The sequence below is a fragment of the Brachybacterium zhongshanense genome (assembly GCF_055385755.1).
This window is the reverse complement of sequence record NZ_AP043790.1, coordinates 322,893-341,893: the sequence shown is the minus strand read 5'-3', so window position 1 is coordinate 341,893 and position 19,001 is coordinate 322,893. Positions and strand designations below refer to the sequence as shown.

Below are 19,001 nucleotides of genomic sequence, written 5' to 3'. Positions count from 1 at the left end.
CCCGCTCCCGGGGATGGCGCCGAGGACGCCGCTGAAACGGTTGATGTCCGCAGGATTCCGGAACCTTGGTCCAGAAGTGGAATTGCTCACCCGCATACCGTGTAAGCACTTTCCCACTGCGGCGGTCGTCCGAACTCCTCGGGACGAGCATTCCCCATAGCCTGCTCGCGAAGCGCGCCCGCCACCTGAACCCATGAGAAGAGGCGTGCCGTGAGCGGCCGGCTGAGAATCGACGACGATGTCTGCATCGTGACCGGAGCACTCGGAGGGATGGGGTCCGAGATCTGCCGGGAGCTCGCCCGCAACGGAGCGCGCCTCGCGCTGGTGGTCCTCCCCCAGGAGCGGCTCGACGAGGCCGCGCGGACCCTGGAGGCCGAGCACGGCACGACCGCCCGCGGGTATCGCGCCGACATCACCGACGAGGCCTCCGTCGACACTCTCGTCGATGCGGTGGTGGCGGACTTCGGACGGGTGGATGTGCTGGTCAACACCGCAGGCATCCTGCGGTTCGCTCCGATGGAGGACCTTCCCCTGGAGGACTGGAAGGCTGTGCTGGACCTGAACCTCACCGGCGCCTTCCTCATGTCCCAGCGCGTGGGGCGGGTGATGATCCGCCAGCGGTCGGGGCGCCTCGTGCACATCTCCACGGTCGCCTCCCACACCCCGGAGACGTACTCCGGTGCATACAGCTCGTCCAAGGCCGGCGTGAACCTGATGTCGAAGATTCTCGCCGCCGAATGGGGTCCGTTCGGGATCCGGTCGAACACGGTGAATCCCTGCTTCGTCAAGACGCCGATGTCCGCCGATTTCTATTCCGATCCGGAGGTGGAGTCCGGGCGCTCGCGCCTGATCGCGACGCGACGCATCGGAGAAGTGTCCGACATCGCCAATGCGGTCGCATTTCTGGCTTCTCCGCGATCCGATTTCACGACCGGAACCGAGATCGCGGTCGACGGCGGGTTCTCCACCATGATGGCGACCTCACCCCGAAGCCGGGCGGCCGGCGCGAGTACGCCGAGAAGCACCTGCGCGACCGCGGCGTCGCGCTGTGGTCCGACGCGGCCGACGGCGACGCCGACGCAGCGTCGGAGTCCGCGACCGCATTCGAGTCCGCGACCGCGGAAGCGGGGGCGGATCGATGACCGCCCCCGCGACGACGCCGAGCGTCCCGGTCTCCGGCCGCGCCTTCGATCGTCGGCAGATCGTGCCGGCGGCGTTCATCGTCCTGTTCTTCGTCTCCTCGATCGCCCTGTTCTCCGTGATCCGCGGACCGCTGATCGAGAAGAACGGCTGGAACGAGGCGACGGTCATGCTCGCCTACTCGGTCTTCCAGACCGTGATGGCGCTGACCGGCATCTTCGCCGGCCGCATCACCGACAGGATCGGTCCCCGCAACGTCATCCTGCTCTCCGGCGTCGTGTACGGGGCCGGCTGGTTCCTCACCGGGCTCGTCGAGAGCGTCGCCCTGTTATACATCTCCTTCGGCCTCATCGCCGCCATCGGCAACGGGCTGGGCTACAACCCGGCGCTGACCACCGGGCAGCGCTGGTTCCCCGATCGCCGCGGACAGATCTCCGGGATCCTGCTGGCGGGCTCCACCCTGGGCCCGGCCGTCCTCTCCCCCTTCGCCGCATCCTTCCTCATCCCCCGCTTCGGCATCTCCACGGCCCTGATGATCCTCGGCGGTCTGTTCCTCGTGACGATCTCCGGGGCCGCCCTGTTCACGCGCTCCCCCGAACCGGACTGGACGCCCGAGGGATGGACTCCGCCGGAGGGGACATCGGCCACGGACGGCACCCTCGGCGATCTCGGTCCCTCCCGAATGCTCCGCACCCCGCGCTTCTGGGTGCTGTTCGTCATCTTCGCGGCAGCCGCGACCGCCGGGACGATGCTGGTGGGCTCGGTGGCGAGCATCGCCCAGGTCCAGCTGTTCGACGATCCCGCCTCGGCGACGGCTCTCGCGATCGGCGGCACCGTGGTCACCGTGAACACGCTGGCGAACTTCGTCGGACGGCTGTCCTTCGGCGTCGTGTTCGACAAGCTCGGCGGCTATGTCGCGCTGATCATCATGCTGTGCGCGACCATCCTGGCGCTGCTGGCGATGAGCATCGCCACGAGCACCGCGTTCTTCTTCGCCTGCCTGGTGGTCCTCGGCTTCAGCTTCGGGGCCCTGCTGGTCATCTATCCTCCGCTGACCGCGCAGACGTTCGGCACCTCCCACCTGGGCATCAACTACGGGATCACGTTCCTCGGCTATGCCGCGTCGACCTGGATCTCCTCCCCGATCGCCTCGATGCTCAAGGACGAGGGCGCGGGCCGCCACGCCTACCAGGACGCGTTCTACGGCGCCGCCGCGATCGGGCTGATCGGCATCGTGCTGACCGTGGTCCTGATGGTCGTGGACCGTCGGAGCACCGCCGTTCCACCGCATCCCTCAGAGAGGTCCCCTCATCATGTCCGCAGCACGCATCGCCGTCATCGGCGCCGGCGCCATGGGCCGCAACCACATCCGCTTCGTCACCGAGGAGCCGGAGGTCGAGCTCGTCGCGATCTCCGACGTCGTCGAGTCCGGTCGCGCCGTCGCCGACGCCCATCAGGTCCCCTTCTTCCTCGATCCCGCGGAGATGATGGACCGGGCCGCACCCGACGGCGTCATCATCGTCACCCCCAACCATCTGCATCTCCCGCTGGCCCGCGCGGCCATGGCCCGCGGGATCGTCCCACTGGTGGAAAAGCCCATCAGCGACGACCTCGAGGACGCCGAGGCCTTCGCGCGATCGACCTGCAGCTCTGATCCTGACCTGCAGCTCTGATCCTGACCGGATGGGCTGAGGGGCCGACGGGGACGTCCCCGTCGGCCCCTCGGCCCGTCCGTCGGTCGCCGTTCGCCGTTCGCCGTCAGCCGGTCGCCGTTCGCCGTCAGCCGGTCGCCGGCCGTCAGCCGGTCGCCGGCCGTCAGCGGATCCTGCGAGCGCGTCAGCCCGTCCGTCGGCCGATCCTGATCCCGAGCCCCCGGCCGAGAGCCTCGGCGGCATCGGCCGCGCGCGTGAAGCGCTCCGGCCAGTCCGCGACCGCCCCCAGCTGCGCGGCGAACGACTCCTCGGCGCCGTCGGGCCGGGCGCGCTGCAGCACCAGATGGTCCCCGCCGACCTCGCTGACCAGCCGCACGACCTGCGGCACCTGCGGAAGCAGCGCCGGGGTGACCGTCATCCGCAGCTCATGGGCGACCGCCGCCGACCCGTCGGACCCCGAGCGCATCAGCATCCGCAGGGACTCCTCGGCCTTCCGCCACGCGCCGGTGCGGCCGACGAGCGCGTCGTAGCCCCCGGGAGCGGCCTTCACATCGAAGCCGATCCAGTCCACCAGCGGCTCCTCGAGGCGCCGGCCCTCCCGGTCCAGGCCCAGCAGCGTGCGCAGGCGCGACGGGTAGGCACCGCCCGTGTGGAGTCCGACGCCGAAGCCGAGCTCTCGGATCCTCCGCGCGGCCGGGACCAGGGCATGCTGGCTGGTGGCCTCTCCCCCGCTGAGCACGACGCCGTCCAGCAGACCGTGCCGGCGCGCCAGCAGCACCTCCAGCTGGGAGAAGGGGACGGCGCCCGGCACCGCAGGATCCAGGATCGCGGTGTTGTGGCAGTAGGTGCAGCGCCATGGGCAGCCCTGGCAGAACACCGTCGCCGCCAGCTTCCCGGGCCAGTCCACGGTCGACAGCGGCACGAGTCCCGCGATCGCCAGATCGTCGGCCGACGGGCCCGGACGATCCGACGGATCCGCGCCTGCCGACGGGCCCGGGCGGGCCGGTGCGGCCGACGGCGTCCGTCCCGTCGGCCGCACCGCGGAGCGCGTCGTCACCGCGCGCCCCCGATGCTCGCCGCCTGCTCGGTGAAGGCCGCCTGCTCGGTGAAGAAGGTGCGCTCGGCATACTCGCCCTTCTTGCCGATGTTGAACGACGCGACCGGACGGAAGTAGCCCATCACCCGGGTCCACACCTCGCAGGCCTGACCGCAGTGCTCGCACTCGAGCTGCTCGCCCTTGAGGTATCCGTGGGTGGGGCAGATCGAGAAGGTCGGCGTCACCGTGAGGTAGGGCAGCCGGAAGCGGGTCAGGGCCCTGCGCACCAGCTCCTTGCAGGTCTCGGCCGAGCTCATCGCCTCGTTCATGTACAGGTGCAGCACGGTGCCGCCCGTGTACTTCGCCTGCAGCTCCTCCTGCAGCTCGAGCGCCTCGAAGGGGTCCTCGGTCGCGCCGACGGGGATCTGCGAGGAGTTCGTGTAGTAGGGGTTCTGCGGGGTTCCGGCGGTGATGATCCGGTCGAAGCGGGCGCGGTCCTCCTTGGCGAAGCGGTAGGTGGCGCCCTCGGCGGGCGTGGCCTCGAGGTTGTAGAGGTTGCCGGTGGCCTCCTGGAACTCGACCATCCGCTCGCGCACATGGTCGAGGATCCGCAGGCACATCGCCTGACCCTCGTCGTCGCGCAGGTCGTGCACGTCGGAGGTGAAGTTGCGGACCATCTCGTTCATGCCGTTCACGCCGAGGGTGGAGAAGTGGTTGCCGAGGTGCCCCATGTACCGCTTCGAGTACGGGTACAGCCCGCCGTCCATGAGCTCCTGGACGGTCGCCCGGCGACGCTCGAGGGTGTCGCGCCCCAGGTCGAGGAGGCGGTCGAGCTCGGCGAGCATCGCCTGCTCGTCACCGGCGTGGAGGTATCCCAGGCGCGCCATGTTCACCGTGACCACACCGATCGAGCCGGTCAGCTCCGCCGAGCCGAACAGCCCGTTGCCGCGCTTGAGCAGCTCGCGCAGGTCCAGCTGCAGGCGGCAGCACATGGAGCGGATCATGCCGGGGTCGAGGTCGGAGTTGATGAAGTTCTGGAAGTACGGCAGACCGTACTTCGCCGTCATCGCGAACATCCTCTCGCTGGTCTCCGAGTCCCAGTCGAACTCGCGGGTGATGTTGTAGGTGGGGATCGGGAAGGTGAAGGCCCGGCCGTCGGCGTCGCCCTCGGTCATCACCTCCATGTAGGCGCGGTTGATCAGATCCATCTCCTGCTGCAGCTCGCCGTAGGCGACGTCGCAGGGCTCGCCGCCGATCATCGGATGCTGCTCGCGCAGGTCCTCGGGGCACTCGAGGTCGAAGGTCAGGTTGGTGAAGGGGCACTGCGACCCCCAGCGGCTGGGGACGTTGAGGTTGTGGATGAGCTCCTGCATGCACTGGCGGATCTCGGCGTACTCCATGCCGTCGAGACGGACGTACGGCGCCATATAGGTATCGAAGGAGCTGAAGGCCTGGGCGCCCGCCCACTCGTTCTGCAGCGTCCCCAGGAAGTTGACGATCTGCCCGCAGGCCGACGAGAAGTGCCGCGGCGGACGCGCGGCGATCGCCCCCGCCACGCCGTTGAAGCCCTCCTCGAGGAGGGCCCGCAGCGACCAGCCGGCGCAGTAGCCGCCGAGCATGTCGAGATCGTGGATGTGGATGTCGCCCTCGCGATGCGCGCGGGCGGCCTCGGGGCTGAACACCTCGTCGAGCCAGTAGGTGGCGGTCATCTTCCCGGCGGCGTTGAGGATGAGGCCGCCGACGGAGTAGCCCTGGTTGGCATTCGCGTTCACCCTCCAGTCGGAGCGGTCGACGTACTCGGAGATCGTGGCGACGGGGTCGACGAGGGTGCGGGTCGTCGCGTCGACGGAGGCGGTCGCGGGGGTCGCAGCGGTCATGGTCTTCTCCTGATCTCACGGGGACTGCGGGCTTGCCACGCTACGACCGAGACACAACATGTTGGGGTCCCGCCACGCCGACACCCCAAGGGATTGTGGTCGAAGGGTTCACTCGGCCCCGCATTCCGGGACCTAGGGCCCGACCACCGGATGGTCCCCTTGTCGTACTACGTCTGCCGTAGTACGGTGAACAGAGCATGAGGGGGTGCGGGAGAGGTCTCGGCAGAAGAGGAGCCGCCGGACCCTCAGCGCCACCGGCACCCCGCGGAGAGGAGAACCCCCATGATCGGAGCCGACGCGATCCGCGGGCACATCGACCTGATCGTGCTCGGGATCCTCGAGGCCCGGCCCTCCTACGCCTACGAGATCTCCAAGACCATCGCCGATCGCTCCGGCGGCGAGTACGTCATCAAGCAGACCACCCTGTACACGGCGGTCAAGCGCCTGCAGACGCAGCGCCTCCTCGACAGCAGGGACGCCGTCTCGGACACCGGTAGGACCCGCACCTACTACTCCCTCACCCCCCTCGGCGAGCAGCAGCTCGAGGCCAAGCGCACCGAATGGCGCAGCACCCGTGATCTCGTCGACCACTTCGCGAAAGGGCAGGGCCCGTCATGACCGTCATCGACTCCTACCTCGACACGCTGTTCTCCCCGTACCCCTCCTCGCCCCGCATGCTCGAGGCCCGCACGGAGCTGCGCGCCCTCATGGAGGACCAGCTGCAGGGCCTGATGGGCGAGGGACTGACCGAGTCCCAGGCCGTCGGTCGGGTGATCGCCGACTTCGGGAGCCTCGACGAGGTCGCCGGTGAGCTCGGCATCGAGCGCGAGCTCGGTCGCGCCGACTCCGGATCAGGGGCCGACGGGTCCGACGGGGCCGGCGCCCCCTTCCCGCCCGCCGACGAGCGCCCGCCGGCGCTCGACATGGAGCGCGTCCACGGCTATGTCGCCGCCGTCCGCTCCGCCCGGTGGAGGCCCGCTCTCGCGATCCCTCTGTTCGTGCTGTCCCCGGTGCCGCTGCTGGGCCTCATCGGCCTGTCCCAGGCCGCCTCGGCAGACTCCGATCCCGGCCTCTGGGCCGTGGGCACGGGGCTCGTGCTGCTGCTGGTCCTGGTGTGCCTGGGCATACTGCTTCTGATCCTGCACGGGGCTCGCCTGGCCGACTACGAGGACATCGAGGAGCATCGCTTCACCCTCACCCGTCAGGTGCGCGTCTTCGCCGAGGACCTGCGCCGGGAGACCCGGCGCCGCACCGTCGGCGCGGTCGCCTCCGCGATCGCGCTGTGGATCCTGTGCGCGATCCCCGTCGTGGTCACCGGTCTGATCGCCGACGACGCGCGGGACTCGGCGCTCCCGCTGCTGGGGGTCTGCATCACCCTGGCGATGGTCGCGCTGGGACTGTTCATCCTGTTCTTCGCCGCCTGGGCAGATCACGTGAGCGACACCCTGCTGCACGAGATGGAGAAGGAGACCGAGTCCCTCGAGCACAGCTCATCCCCCGCGATCCGCGTGATCGCAGCCGTGTACTGGCCCATCGCCTCCGCCATCTACCTCGCCTGGAGCTTCACCACCGGCGACTGGGACATCACGTGGATCGTCTGGCCGATCGCCGGCGTGCTCTACGGCGCCCTCTGGGGCGTCTCGGCCGCCCTCGCCCAGGACCGCACGACGAGCCCTCGCCGCTGAGCCCGCCGCGGATCAGGCCGCCGCAGCGCCCGGCGCGGATCAGGCTGTCGCGGCACCCCGCGGGGAGCGTCCGGCGCCCCGGCCGGTGACCACGAGGCAGGTGATCGAGATGGCCACGCCCGCGACCATCGCGATCGCCATGGGCAGCGAGGAGCTGGTGCCCGCCAGGCCCACCAGCGGTGCAGAGATCGCCGCGGAGAACGAGAAGCCCAGCCCCAGCAGCGCCGAACCGGTGCCCGCGAAGTCCGTGGCCTCCTGCGAGGCCATCGCCGCACCGTTGCCGAAGATCAGACCCTGCGGGGCGACCGTCAGGAAGAACGCCGGGAGCACGATCCACACCGGGGTGCCCAAGAAGACCGAGCCGATCAGCAGGGCGACCGCTGCGACCGCGACGATCGACAGGCCCACCGTGATCAGCCTGCGCGGATCGTAGCGTCCGGTCAGCTTCGCCGAGACCAGGGACATCGTCATCATGCCGACGGAGTTGATCGCGAAGGCGATCGAGTACTGCTGCGAGGAGAAGCCCAGCATCGACTGCAGCACGAAGGAGCTCGCGGACACGTACGCCATCAGACCGAAGGCGGAGAAGGCGTTGACGAGCATGTAGCCGGTGAAGTTCCGTCGGCCCAGCAGGGTGCGCGCATTGCGCACGAAGGTCCGGAACCCTCCTGCATGCCGACGCTCCACCGGGAGCGACTCGGGGATCAGGAAGATCACCCCGATCAGGGAGATCAGCGACATCCCGGCGATCACCCAGAAGACCTCGCGCCACTGCCCGACCAGCAGGATCAGCCCGCCCAGCAGGGGTGCGACGATCGGGGCGACACCGCCGACGCCCTGCATGATGTTCATGACCCGGAACAGCTCCGGACCGTCGGTCATGTCGATCAGGACGGCACGTCCGAGCACCATGCCGAAGCCGCCGCCGATGCCCTGGAGCACGCGGAAGATCAGCAGCACGGTCACGTTCGGTGCGAGCGCGCAGACGATCGACCCGACCAGGCACAGGATGATGCCCAGCAGCAGCGGGAAGCGCCGCCCCGTCCGGTCCGACAGCGGGCCGGCGACGATCTGGCCGGCCGCCGTGCCTACGAAGAACGCGGTCAGCGTCAGCTGCAGGCTCGCGGCGGTCGTCGACAGCGCATCGGTGACCTCGGGGAAAGCCGGGATGTACATGTCCGTCGCGAGCGGACCGATGGCGCTGAGCGTGGTCAGCACCGCGATCACCATGACGGTGACCTTCGAGCGCGTGCGCGACAGGTCCTGCTCGCTGGGGAGATGGGCGATGTCCCGATCGGCGAGGTCCTCGAGGACCGGGATGCCGCCGGTCATCGTCGGCAGCGGCCCCGTCGTCGTCGGGACCTGGCCGGTCGTGGTCGGGACCTGGCCGGTCGTGGTCGGGACCTGGCCGGTCATGCGGCTGCGGTCGGAGGTGGAGTCGGAGTGCGCGTAGTCGTCGTGAACGTTCATGTGCAGAGGGGTCGCCCTGGGCTCAGTGAGGGGTCGGATGGCGTCGTGCGGTCGCCGGACCGCGAGGGGACGGTGCCGCGACCGCAGCTCCCGCCGCCCGAGGGCGGAGCGGGAAGGGTACGGCGGTACGAGGGAAGGAGAGGGTGGTGCTGGGGAGGGATTCGGTCGACGGCGGCCGGGTGGGCGACGAGCCCGAGCATGTGCCCGACGATCGGGTCGCGAGACGGCGGGGCCGACGGCAGATCTATTCAGCGACGGGACGCGTGCGCTGCAAGAAGAACCTACTACGCCGTCCCCCGTCCGTCACGCGCGTTCGCCGGTGCGCTGGGGCACATGCGTCTCACGGCCCCGACGCCCCGCCTCTGCCCCACCGGTCCTCCGTCGTCGGCCTCCGCAGCCCGTCCCAGAGAAGGACGTCGGACCGAGCTCATCTGTGCGCGGCGCGGATCCTCTCGCGCTGCCGACGCCGGTCCTCCCGCAGCCAGGCGGGATAGATCCACAGCGGCATCACCGCACGGTAGGAGGTCACCGCCAGCAGCACGACGCACAGGACGATCTCCACGACCACCACCGCACCGATCAGCGTGCCGAGCGCTGCGCCGTGCACGGCGTCGATCGAGCCCAGCGCCGCGAGGACTCCGCCGACGAGGCACAGCTGCCCGATCATCGGCACCACCACCAGCACGACGGACTCCCGATAGTCATGGCCCGCCCCGACGGCCGACCCCCGTCGCGCCCAGGCGCGAGAGGCCGGGCTCCTGCCCGCGCGGCTCCAGACGGACAGTCCCAGCAGCACGGAGCCGACGCCGAGCAGGGCGAGGGCTGCGAGCGATGCCAGGGGGTCCATGGCCCCATCGTCGCATCCCGGGACGCCCGACCCGATGGGCAGTCCTCCCCATCGACTCACGGGAGCCGGCTCCCTAGCCTCGGAGGGCCAGCAGCTGACGAGCGGGGAGAGACGAGCCCATGACAGGCTTCCAGGGGATGGACACCGCGGGGGCGAGCGATCTCGCCTCCCTGGTGTCCGAGCGCGCACGGTCCTTCGAGACGATCCTCGAGGAGCTGACCAGCCGGATCGATGCCATCGTCGGCACCAGCTGGATCGGTCCGGATGCCGAAGCCTTCCTCGCCTCCTTCCGGGGATCGACGCAGCCGCAGCTGACCGCCGCGATCTCCGATCTGCACTCCCGTCGCGAGCAGCTCCTGCAGAACATCGAGGAGCAGGAGGACGCCTCGGATGCCGATGCGCTGGGCGGGGCGATCGGAGCCGGGCTCGGCGCCGGGATCGGCGGTGCTCCCGGCATCGGCGGCGGACTGGCCCCCATGACGCCGCCGTCGCCGGTCTCGGCGGGCTTCCTCGGCGCGGACTGGGGCGACATCTCCTTCGGAGAGTTCTGGGACAACTGGAAGGAGAACGTCGGCATCGACGGCGTCGACGCCTCCGGGGGTCTGATCTCCGGCGTCCACAGCTTCGCGAAGAACTTCGGGGAGTTCGCCCTCGGCAAGGGATCGGTGCCGGCGTTCATCCCGATGATCGGCGACGCCTTCACCGGTGTCATGGCCGGCGTGGACCGCTGGAACGACGACGCCGATCGCACGGACCTGTCGATCGGCGAGCGCCTCGGTCGGGCCGTGCTGGACGGCGGGGCCAGCTTCGGGGGCTCCCTGGCGGGCAGCGCCGTCGGCGGCTACCTGGGAGGGACCCTCGGTGCAGGCGTCGTCGGCCTCTTCGGCGGCGGCGCCGGTGCCGTGGCCGGGGCTCCTGCGGCCGGCGTCGGCGCTGTCCCGGGCGCGGCCGCCGGGGCCACCGGAGGCGTCGCAGCCGGAGCCGTCGTCGGCGGGATCGTCGGAGACGTCGTCGGCAGCTACTTCGGTGCGACGACCGCAGACGCCCTCGTCGACTCGTTCCTGGACTGAAGCCCTCGACCCGCCCGCACCCCTCGGACCGCCCGTTCCCTCGACCTCTAGGCTGATCAGATGCCCACCACCGCACGCATCCCCGAGACGGCACCCTCGTCCCACGGGATCCCGCCCGACGGAGCACCGCTGCGGACCGTCAGGATCCCCGGGCCTCCCCCGATGCGTCTCGAGGTGCCCGACTCCTGGAATGAGCTCTCCCCGCCGCAGACGCCCGACGACCTCGGCGCCCCAGGCTCGGTCCTCGCCGTCCTGGGCGACTGCCGCACCCTCTCCAGCGCCGTCGAGACCAATGCGGTCGTGGTCTCCACGTCGCTCCCCGCAGGCTCATCCCTGCAGTCCTGGCAGGACGAGGTGAGGGCCCGGCAGCTCAGCGCGATAGCTGACGTCCAGGTGCTCGACGACCGCCTGGTCCTGCCCGACGACCCCCGGTTCGCGAGACCGGCCGCCGCAGCCATCGGCGGACCCGACGAGACACGGGGAGGATCCCCCGATGCTCCGGGCCCTGCCTGGTACCGGATGCTCGCTGCGACCGATGCCAGCGGATCCACCATCCTCCTGCGTCACTGGGCCCGGATGCTCGCCGGTGCAGGCGTGACGCTCACGATCACGACCGTCCCGACGGTCGATGCGGCCCACGGCGCGCTCCTCGACGCCATCGCCTCGTCATGGAGGAAGGAGGGCACCGATGCTGCACGATGAGCAGACCGATCCCCTGAGCATCCAGGGGTCGCGCGAGCAGATCCGTGAGCTTCACCGTTGCCTCGCGCACTCTGATCCGGCGAGCATGGACGTCGCTCCGGGACTCCTCGGACCGGGCGAGCAGCGCCCCTCGGAGGACCTCCTGCGACGACTCCGCGCTGTGCTGTCAGCCCCGGCGGGGCGCGTCGACGTCGAACTCTCCTCGCCCGGGACCCTCCGACGGCACCGCATCGTGCTGTCACGCAGCGGGGCGGTGCGCTGGAGCGAGCTCGCGGATGCAGCCGCAGACGCCCAGGTTCTCGACGCTCCGGCCGATGCCGCTCCACGGAACAGCACTCCGGGTGGTGCTGCCCCTGCGGAGCTCTCCCTGTTCCCGACGGAGATGCTGCCCGGGGTGGTTCTCCGGCTGTGCGCCCTGTCCCCTGTCGAGACTCTCCCGGCCGGGATCGTCGTCGGCCTCTCCGGCGAGACCGCGGCCGGCCTGTGGGTCGAGGACAGCACAGCCCGCAGCGAGGCCTGGGACGCGGTGATCCGCTCATCCCGCGCTCTCCCGCCCTCCCTGGCCCCGCATCTGGAGGAAGCCCCACCGCAGGCGGCGAGGGTGTCGCGGTTCCGGCCCGACGGCACGGCGCGAGCATCGACGGCCGAGACGCTGCTCCTGCGCGGCAGGCGGCTGATCCTCGAGGCGGACGGGGCGCAGCCTCGGCTCGTCGGGACCGATCCCACAGGCGCCGCCCGTCGCCTGGTCTCGATCCTCGCGCCCCGCCGCTGAGAGGTGCTGGGCATGACGAGAGGCCCGGACGAGGATTCCTCCTCGTCCGGGCCTCTCGTCATCCGGGCTCCCCGTGCCGCGGCCGGGTCACCGGTCACCGGTCACCGGTCACCGGTCACCGGTCACCGGTCAGAGCATGCAGCTGACGCAGCCCTCGACCTCGGTGCCCTCGATGGCCATCTGGCGCAGGCGGATGTAGTAGAGCGTCTTGATGCCCTTGCGCCATGCGTAGATCTGCGCCTTGTTGACATCGCGCGTGGTGGCGGTGTCCGGGAAGAACAGCGTCAGCGACAGCCCCTGGTCCACATGCTTGGTGGCCTCGGCGTAGGTGTCGATGATCTTCTCGTAGCCGATCTCGTACGCATCCTCGTAGTACTCGAGGTTGTCGTTCGTCATGTACGGCGCCGGGTAGTAGACGCGCCCGATCTTGCCTTCCTTGCGGATCTCGATCTTGGAGACGATCGGGTGGATCGAGCTCGTCGAATGGTTGATGTACGAGATCGAGCCGGTCGGCGGGACCGCCTGCAGGTAGGCGTTGTACATGCCGTGCTTCTTCACGTCGTCGCGCAGCTGCTTCCAGTCCTCCTGCGTGGGCAGGTGGGCGGAGGAGTCGGCGAACAGGTCGCGGACCTTCTGCGTGCGCGGCTCCCAGGCCTCGTCGATGTACTTGTCGAAGTACTCGCCGGTGCCGTACTTGGAGTTCTCGAAGTCGTGGAAGACCTCGCCGCGCTCCTTGGCGATCGTGTTCGAGGCCCGGATGGCCTGGTAGGTGACCGCGTAGAAGTACATGTTCGTGAAGTCCAGGCCCTCCTCGGATCCGTAGTGGATCCCCTCGCGGGCGAGGTAGCCGTGGAGGTTCATCTGGCCCAGGCCGATGGCGTGGGACTTGCGATTGCCCTCGGCGATCGTCGGCACGGACTCGATGTCGGAGGTGTCCGACACCGCGGTCAGACCGCGGATCGCGGTGGCGATCGTCGTGGCGAAGTCCGGGGAGTCCATCGCCTTGGCGATGTTCAGCGAGCCCAGGTTGCAGGAGATGTCACGGCCCATCGCATCGTAGGAGAGGTCGACGTTCATCTCCGACGGGGTGGAGACCTGCAGGATCTCCGAGCACAGGTTCGAGTGCGTGACCTTGCCGGGGATCGGGTTGGCCCGGTTCACGGTGTCCTCGAACATGATGTACGGGTAGCCGGACTCGAACTGGATCTCCGCGAGGATCGTGAAGAACTCGCGGGCGCGGATCTTCTTCTTGGCGATCCGTGGGTTGTCGACCATCTCGCGGTAGTGCTCGGAGACGTTGATGTCGGCGAACGGCTTGCCGTACTCGCGCTCCACGTCGTACGGGGAGAACAGGTACATCGGCTCGTTGTTCTTGGCGAGCTCGAAGGTGATGTCCGGGATCACGACGCCCAGGGAGAGGGTCTTGATGCGGATCTTCTCGTCGGCGTTCTCGCGCTTGGTGTCGAGGAACCGCATGATGTCCGGGTGGTGCGCATGCAGGTACACCGCACCGGCGCCCTGGCGGGCACCGAGCTGGTTCGCGTAGGAGAAGGAGTCCTCGAGCAGCTTCATCACGGGGATGACACCGCTGGACTGGTTCTCGATGTGCTTGATCGGGGCACCGTACTCGCGCAGGTTGCTCAGCAGGAGGGCGACCCCGCCACCGCGCTTGGACAGCTGCAGAGCGGAGTTGATGGAGCGCCCGATGGACTCCATGTTGTCCTCGATGCGCAGCAGGAAGCACGAGACGAGCTCTCCGCGCTGAGCCTTGCCGGCGTTCAGGAAGGTGGGGGTGGCCGGCTGGAAGCGACCGTCGAGGATCTCCTCGACCAGGTCGCGCGCGAGGGCCTCGTCACCGCGAGCGAGGGTGAGCGCGACCATGACGACGCGGTCCTCGAAGCGCTCGAGGTAGCGCTTGCCGTCGAACGTCTTGAGCGTGTACGAGGTGTAGTACTTGAACGCGCCGAGGAAGGTCGGGAAGCGGAACTTCTTCGCGTAGGCCTGATCCGAGAGCGACTCGATGAACGAGAAGTCGTACTGGTCGAGGACGGCCTTCTCGTAGTAGTTGTTCTCGACCAGGTAGTCGAGCTTCTCGCGCAGGGAGTGGAAGAACACCGTGTTGGGGTTCACGTGCTGCAGGAAGTACTCGCGGGCCGCCAGGCGATCCTTCTCGAACTGGATCTTGCCGTCGGCTCCGTAGAGGTTCAGCATCGCATTGAGCGCGTGGTAGTCGAGCTGCTTGTTGTGCTCGACAGGAGGCATCTCTGTCAGTGTCGCCAAAACTCTTCCAATCCGTCATGGACCCGCTGGACGTCGCGCGGGGTGCCCAGGAGTTCGAACTTGTACATGTGCGGGACGTGGCATTTGGCGGAGATGATGTCCCCCGCCAGGCAGTAGGCCTCACCGAAGTTGGTGTTGCCCCCGCTGATGACGCCTCGGATGAGACTCCGGTTGCGTTCGTCGTTGAGGAACTTGATGACCTGCTTGGGCACGGCACCACGGCCGTTGCCCCCGCCGTAGGTCGGGACCATCAGGACGTACTCCTCGTCCATCACGAGGGGGCCGTCCTTGGGATGCAGCGGGATGCGATGAGCCGGGAGACCCAGCTTCTCGACGAAGCGATGGGTGTTCCCGGACACCGAGGAGAAGTAGACCAGCGTGGACACGCCGACGCCTCCTCCCTCGCGCTCAGATGGCGGCGCTCCGGCGCTGCTCGCCGGAGGCGGCCGCGATCGCCTTGATCTTGTCGGGACGGAAGCCGGACCAGTGGTCCTCGGAGGTGATGACCACGGGCGCCTGCACGTAGCCGAGCGACTTCACCTTCGCGAGCGCATCGGCGTCCTCGGTGATGTCGACGACGGAGTAGTCCACGCCAGCCTTGCTGAGGGCTCGCTTGGTGGCGTCGCACTGCACGCAGAGGGGCTTCGAGTACACGGTGATGTCCACGGGAAGGGCCTTTCTCGAGCGCCGCGCCCGGCGGCGCGATGAGGAGGGAAGATCGGATTGCTTCGGACTGCCCGGGGATCGTCCCTGACGGTCCGAGAGCTGTGCCGCCATCGTCCCACCGCCCCCTGTCAGGCCAGCTCATGACGCCTCCTGAGAGGCGATCCACGAGCCGACGATCCGCGGGGAGCGGTGGATCGCTGCGACTCCATCAACACTACACCTAGTGGTGCCCCTATGCCACGACCACAAGATGTACTGAACTACAGGCGTGTCATCCACACTCGGATGTTGATGGGCTGTGGATGGATCGGGAGCACTGGGGACGGACGAGCCCCCGCACGACGAACATCGAGGACGTGCGGTTCATGCCCTTGTGGACGGACCCTGATGCCGAGCTCGCGCACGGTGGACGAGAGCCTCCGGAAGCCCGTCGGCGAGCCCCGGAAGACGCTTCGAGTGACCCTTCTCCTGGGCGTGTCGCGCGACGGCGTCGGCGTGTCGGATCACAAGGCCGGCGTATCGGGTCACGGGGCCGGCGTGTCGGGCCTCGGTGCCCGATCTCCCGCAGAGCGAGGGGCGGGGGCTCCATCGACGTGGAGCCCCCGCCCCTGCTGTGCCGCGGTCGAGCGCGGCCCGAAGCCTGCGGGCGGACCCGCGGTCAGCTCCGTGAAGCCTGCTGCTCGTCGGCCTGCGCCGCATCCCGCCCGTCGGCCGGATCCCCGGTTGCCGTGCCGTCGGCCTCCTCGAGGTTCCAGGCGTCGATGGGCGTGGTGGGGTTCGTCGGCTCGGGCAGCTCATCGCCGCCTGCGGACGGACCGTCGACCGCCGTGCGCCCCTCGTCCTCGGTGCGCTCCTCATCCGTCGCGCTCTCCGATGCCGGCTCCGGCTCGGGCTCCGGTGCACTCTCGAGTGCCGGCCCCTCCTCGGACTCCGCTGCGCTCTCCTGCTCCGGCGCGGCTTCCTGCACCGGCGCCTCCTCCGGTGCCGGCTCCGGCTCCGCTTCGAGCGAGCGGCCCTCTCCCTCGACGATCGCGGTCAGCACCTGGCGCAGCACAGTCACCTGCTCCAGCTCCTGCGCAGAGCCGAAGACCGGCCCCTTGCCCTTCTCGACGAAGGCATGGAACGCCTCCCACATCGCCTCCGCGGAGCCAACGTTCGCGACGGTCGAGGACTCGGTGATGACACCGGACTTCTTCTCGCGCAGGGAGATCGTCGAGCGGCGGTCGCCATGCGACGGCGCGAAGAGCTCGAGGTTCATCCGCCGCCGCGCCGACAGGATCTGCAGCTTCTCCGAGTACTCGGGAGCGAACGGCAGGTAGTGCCACACGACGCGCACCTGACCGCCTCCGCCGAGCTCGCCCAGGAGCTCGATGGATCCGGGGATGACGCCCTTGGGCCAGTGCCGCACGGCCCGCACCTCGGTGACCGGACCGTAGACGCGCTCGATCACGGCCAGCTGATGGGCCACGCCCGTCAGCAGACCCTTCACATACAGGTCGCGGTCGCGCTGCGTCGCGCCGTCACCGGCTCCCGCGACGACGGCCTCCTGCAGAGCGGTGCGGCGCGCCGAGCGCTTCTCGGAGGGGAGGTCGTAGGCCGAGGTGGTCACATGGGCGCCGCCGAAGAGCGGCTGGCTCGCCGGCATCAGCACCTCGTAGTCGATCATCCGCACGTCCTTGACGGCGATCTGCTCGGCGATGCGGCCGACCGACGGGTCGTGCTGCTGCGGGTACGCCATCATGAGCAGGCTGCGGCCCGTCATGCGCTCGAAGTCGGCGACCCGCGAGATCTCCTCCGCGGAGAAGCCGAGCGGAGGCTCCACCAGCACCGGGATGCCGCGCCGCAGGAGCTGCAGGAGATCCTCGACATGGAGGCCGTCGGTCGACAGCAGGGCGGCATCCAGCTCGACCTCCTTCGCGCGCACCGCGGCGATCAGATCCGCGACGGTCTCGAAGCGCTTCTTCTCGGGAATGCCCCACACCTCGGAGGACTCCCGACGGCGCCGCGCGGAATGGTCCACCAGCGCCGCGACGGCGAAGCGGTCCCAGCGCCGACGGAGCACCGGCAGGTGCACGGCCTGCGCCATGGTTCCGGCGCCGATCACGGCGATGTTCAGGGTCTTGGGCATCGGACATGCTCCTCGGCTCGACGGAGGGCGGCGGCGGGCGCGCGCAGGTCGCCGCAGGAGCTCCTGGGCCCTCCGGCGCCGCTCCGCGGCCGGCGCGACGCGCTGGGGCTGTTCTACCACACGGACCCGCGAGCGCCGGCCGACGCCCGGGTCCCGACCGCGGGGAGCCGCACAGCGGACCGGACCCCCTCCGCGCACCGTCCCCGACCAGGCGGAGAGCCCGGTGCGGCGAGTGCCTCACACCGCATCGGACAGGGACCGGGACGGCCCTCCGGCGGAGCTATCGTGGAGCCCCCTGACCACTGATCCTGGAGGAACAAGGTGCCCTCGGCCTTCTACATCGGTGCGCGCGCCGCCGTGATCCCGCCGGTCAAGCTGCTGTGGAGTCCGCGCGTCACCGGCCTGGAGAACGTACCCCGCGAGGGCGGTTTCATCGTCGCCTCGAACCATCTGGCCAACATCGACAGCTTCCTGATCCCCGTGCTGTTCCCGCGCCCCGTGCACTTCGTCTCGAAGGACGACTTCTGGAAGAAGAAGGGCATCAGCGGCCGCATCGTCAAGTGGTTCTTCAACGAGGTGGGTGCTGTCCCCCTGGACCGTCAGGCGCTGTCCTCCGGCAAGGGGGCGCTGCAGGCAGGGCTCGAGGTGCTCCGTCGCGGCGACGGCTTCGGGATCTATCCGGAGGGCACCCGCTCCAAGGACGGCCTGCTGCATCCCGGCAAGCAGGGCGCCGCCTGGCTGGCGCTGGAGTCCGGATGCCCGGTCATCCCGGTGGGCCTCAAAGGCACGCCGCATCTCCTCGATCCCTCGGAGTTCCCCCATCGCGGGCTGCTGACGATGCGTGTGGGCAGCCCCGTGGACTTCAGCGGCATCGACGGCTCGCTCAGCAAGGGGCGTCGTCGGCGCGAGATGACCTCGCTGATCATGGACGAGATCCAGAAGCTGTCCGGTCAGCGGCGCTCGAGCATCGTCCAGCCGGATCCCGGCCATGAGCATCAGGTGTGAGTCGACGGTCCGGGACCGCTGCGTGCATCGCACGCCTCCGCAGACCGTAGGATCGGAGCGGGCCCGTCGGCGAACCCGGCGACGGTCCGAGCAGAACCGCTGAGCGCAACGCAGGAGTGCACCATGGCTGTCGTCGTCGGATTCATCCCGACCGAGGTGGGGTTCAAGGCGCTCGAGGCCGCCCGCACCGAGGCCGAGCGCCGCGGCGGGCCGCTGATCGTCGTCAACGTCGTGCGCGACGGGGTCTCCGACGATCCGCGCCATGCCGACGAGCGGCAGCTGGAGATCGCGCGCGACGTGCTGCGCGGAGCCTCCGTCCGCGTGGACCTGCGCCAGGAGCACACTCATGACGACATCGCGGAGGTGCTGCTGAACCTCGTCGACACCGAGGACGCCGAGCTCCTGGTGATCGGCATCCGTCGGCAGCGCGACCTCGGCCGCCACCTCCTCGGCCTGACCATCCAGAAGCTCCTGCTGTCCGCGCGCAGCGAGGTCATGGTCGTCTGAGCCGACCCGCCCGCGCGGACCACCGCAGTCCGGACCACCGCGGACCGGAAGCACTGCGGAACCGGACGGAGAAGCGGCCCGCCCCTGAGGGGCGGGCCGCTTCCGTCGTCAGCGCCCGGGCGTCCAGGCCTCGCAGGTGCTGAACCTGGCGAGGACGGGGTCCG

General features: G+C 69.4%; 16 protein-coding genes and 2 pseudogenes. 10 read left to right on the top strand and 8 right to left on the bottom strand.

Annotated features, from left to right (window positions below; genetic code table 11):
- Positions 1-270: 270 nt before the first annotated feature.
- The 3 genes and pseudogenes from ACZ5AJ_RS01420 to ACZ5AJ_RS01410 form a co-directional block, all read left to right on the top strand.
- Positions 271-906, top strand: a pseudogene (locus tag ACZ5AJ_RS01420) (SDR family NAD(P)-dependent oxidoreductase); the annotation flags it as partial.
- A 232-nt stretch (positions 907-1,138) separates the two neighbouring features.
- A pseudogene (locus ACZ5AJ_RS01415) lies at positions 1,139-2,428 on the top strand (L-lactate MFS transporter); the annotation flags it as partial.
- Between the two features lie 25 nt (positions 2,429-2,453).
- Entirely contained in the window at positions 2,454-2,813 is a 360-nt protein-coding gene (locus ACZ5AJ_RS01410; protein ID WP_464138667.1) for a Gfo/Idh/MocA family protein, read from the top strand.
- Between the two features lie 163 nt (positions 2,814-2,976).
- Here ACZ5AJ_RS01410 and ACZ5AJ_RS01405 read toward each other — a convergent pair whose 3' ends face one another.
- Positions 2,977-3,849, bottom strand: coding sequence for an anaerobic ribonucleoside-triphosphate reductase activating protein (locus ACZ5AJ_RS01405; RefSeq protein ID WP_464136472.1), 873 nt, complete (start codon positions 3,847-3,849; stop codon positions 2,977-2,979).
- A complete protein-coding gene (locus tag ACZ5AJ_RS01400; protein WP_464136471.1) occupies positions 3,846-5,705 on the bottom strand; it encodes a ribonucleoside triphosphate reductase in 1,860 nt (619 codons plus the stop codon). Before ACZ5AJ_RS01400 ends, ACZ5AJ_RS01405 begins: the two co-directional genes overlap by 4 nt.
- Before the next feature lie 282 nt (positions 5,706-5,987).
- Here ACZ5AJ_RS01400 and ACZ5AJ_RS01395 point away from each other — a divergent pair, with 282 nt between their 5' ends.
- Together ACZ5AJ_RS01395 and ACZ5AJ_RS01390 are read left to right on the top strand one after the other, a co-directional pair.
- Complete coding sequence (locus ACZ5AJ_RS01395; RefSeq protein WP_464136470.1) at positions 5,988-6,323, top strand: PadR family transcriptional regulator; 336 nt, start codon at positions 5,988-5,990, stop codon at positions 6,321-6,323.
- Complete coding sequence (locus ACZ5AJ_RS01390; protein WP_464136468.1) at positions 6,320-7,390, top strand: permease prefix domain 1-containing protein; 1,071 nt, start codon at positions 6,320-6,322, stop codon at positions 7,388-7,390. Before ACZ5AJ_RS01395 ends, ACZ5AJ_RS01390 begins: the two co-directional genes overlap by 4 nt.
- Before the next feature lie 39 nt (positions 7,391-7,429).
- Here ACZ5AJ_RS01390 and ACZ5AJ_RS01385 read toward each other — a convergent pair whose 3' ends face one another.
- Positions 7,430-8,860, bottom strand: a complete 1,431-nt coding sequence (locus ACZ5AJ_RS01385) for a multidrug effflux MFS transporter (protein WP_464136466.1) — start codon at positions 8,858-8,860, stop codon at positions 7,430-7,432.
- 427 nt (positions 8,861-9,287) lie between these two features.
- A complete protein-coding gene (locus tag ACZ5AJ_RS01380; protein WP_464136465.1) occupies positions 9,288-9,707 on the bottom strand; it encodes a hypothetical protein in 420 nt (139 codons plus the stop codon).
- 119 nt (positions 9,708-9,826) lie between these two features.
- Here ACZ5AJ_RS01380 and ACZ5AJ_RS01375 point away from each other — a divergent pair, with 119 nt between their 5' ends.
- Genes ACZ5AJ_RS01375 through ACZ5AJ_RS01365 form a run of 3 tightly spaced genes read left to right on the top strand, consistent with a single transcriptional unit; the run spans position 9,827 to position 12,251 of the window.
- Positions 9,827-10,777, top strand: a complete 951-nt coding sequence (locus tag ACZ5AJ_RS01375; RefSeq protein ID WP_464136463.1) for a WXG100 family type VII secretion target — start codon at positions 9,827-9,829, stop codon at positions 10,775-10,777.
- 60 nt (positions 10,778-10,837) lie between these two features.
- Positions 10,838-11,479: a hypothetical protein gene (locus ACZ5AJ_RS01370; RefSeq protein ID WP_464136461.1), complete on the top strand. Its 642-nt coding sequence runs from the start codon at positions 10,838-10,840 to the stop codon at positions 11,477-11,479.
- Positions 11,466-12,251 carry a hypothetical protein gene (locus ACZ5AJ_RS01365; RefSeq protein ID WP_464136459.1) on the top strand — a complete coding sequence of 262 codons (786 nt, stop codon included), beginning with the start codon at positions 11,466-11,468 and terminating at the stop codon, positions 12,249-12,251. The genes ACZ5AJ_RS01370 and ACZ5AJ_RS01365 overlap by 14 nt, the downstream gene beginning before the upstream one ends.
- Before the next feature lie 129 nt (positions 12,252-12,380).
- Here ACZ5AJ_RS01365 and nrdE read toward each other — a convergent pair whose 3' ends face one another.
- From nrdE to ACZ5AJ_RS01345, 4 genes are all read right to left on the bottom strand, one after another.
- Positions 12,381-14,513: a class 1b ribonucleoside-diphosphate reductase subunit alpha gene (gene nrdE, locus ACZ5AJ_RS01360; RefSeq protein WP_464136457.1), complete on the bottom strand. Its 2,133-nt coding sequence runs from the start codon at positions 14,511-14,513 to the stop codon at positions 12,381-12,383.
- Positions 14,514-14,518: 5 nt separating this feature from the next.
- Positions 14,519-14,917 (bottom strand): class Ib ribonucleoside-diphosphate reductase assembly flavoprotein NrdI, encoded by a 399-nt coding sequence (gene nrdI, locus ACZ5AJ_RS01355; protein WP_464136456.1) that lies wholly within the window; start codon positions 14,915-14,917, stop codon positions 14,519-14,521.
- Between the two features lie 22 nt (positions 14,918-14,939).
- Positions 14,940-15,197 (bottom strand): glutaredoxin-like protein NrdH, encoded by a 258-nt coding sequence (gene nrdH / locus ACZ5AJ_RS01350; protein ID WP_464136455.1) that lies wholly within the window; start codon positions 15,195-15,197, stop codon positions 14,940-14,942.
- 658 nt (positions 15,198-15,855) lie between these two features.
- Positions 15,856-17,325, bottom strand: a complete 1,470-nt coding sequence (locus tag ACZ5AJ_RS01345; protein WP_464136453.1) for a Gfo/Idh/MocA family protein — start codon at positions 17,323-17,325, stop codon at positions 15,856-15,858.
- A 321-nt stretch (positions 17,326-17,646) separates the two neighbouring features.
- Here ACZ5AJ_RS01345 and ACZ5AJ_RS01340 point away from each other — a divergent pair, with 321 nt between their 5' ends.
- Positions 17,647-18,330 (top strand): lysophospholipid acyltransferase family protein, encoded by a 684-nt coding sequence (locus tag ACZ5AJ_RS01340; RefSeq protein ID WP_464136452.1) that lies wholly within the window; start codon positions 17,647-17,649, stop codon positions 18,328-18,330.
- A 123-nt stretch (positions 18,331-18,453) separates the two neighbouring features.
- Entirely contained in the window at positions 18,454-18,837 is a 384-nt protein-coding gene (locus ACZ5AJ_RS01335; RefSeq protein WP_464136450.1) for a universal stress protein, read from the top strand.
- The last annotated feature ends 164 nt before the right edge of the window (positions 18,838-19,001 follow it).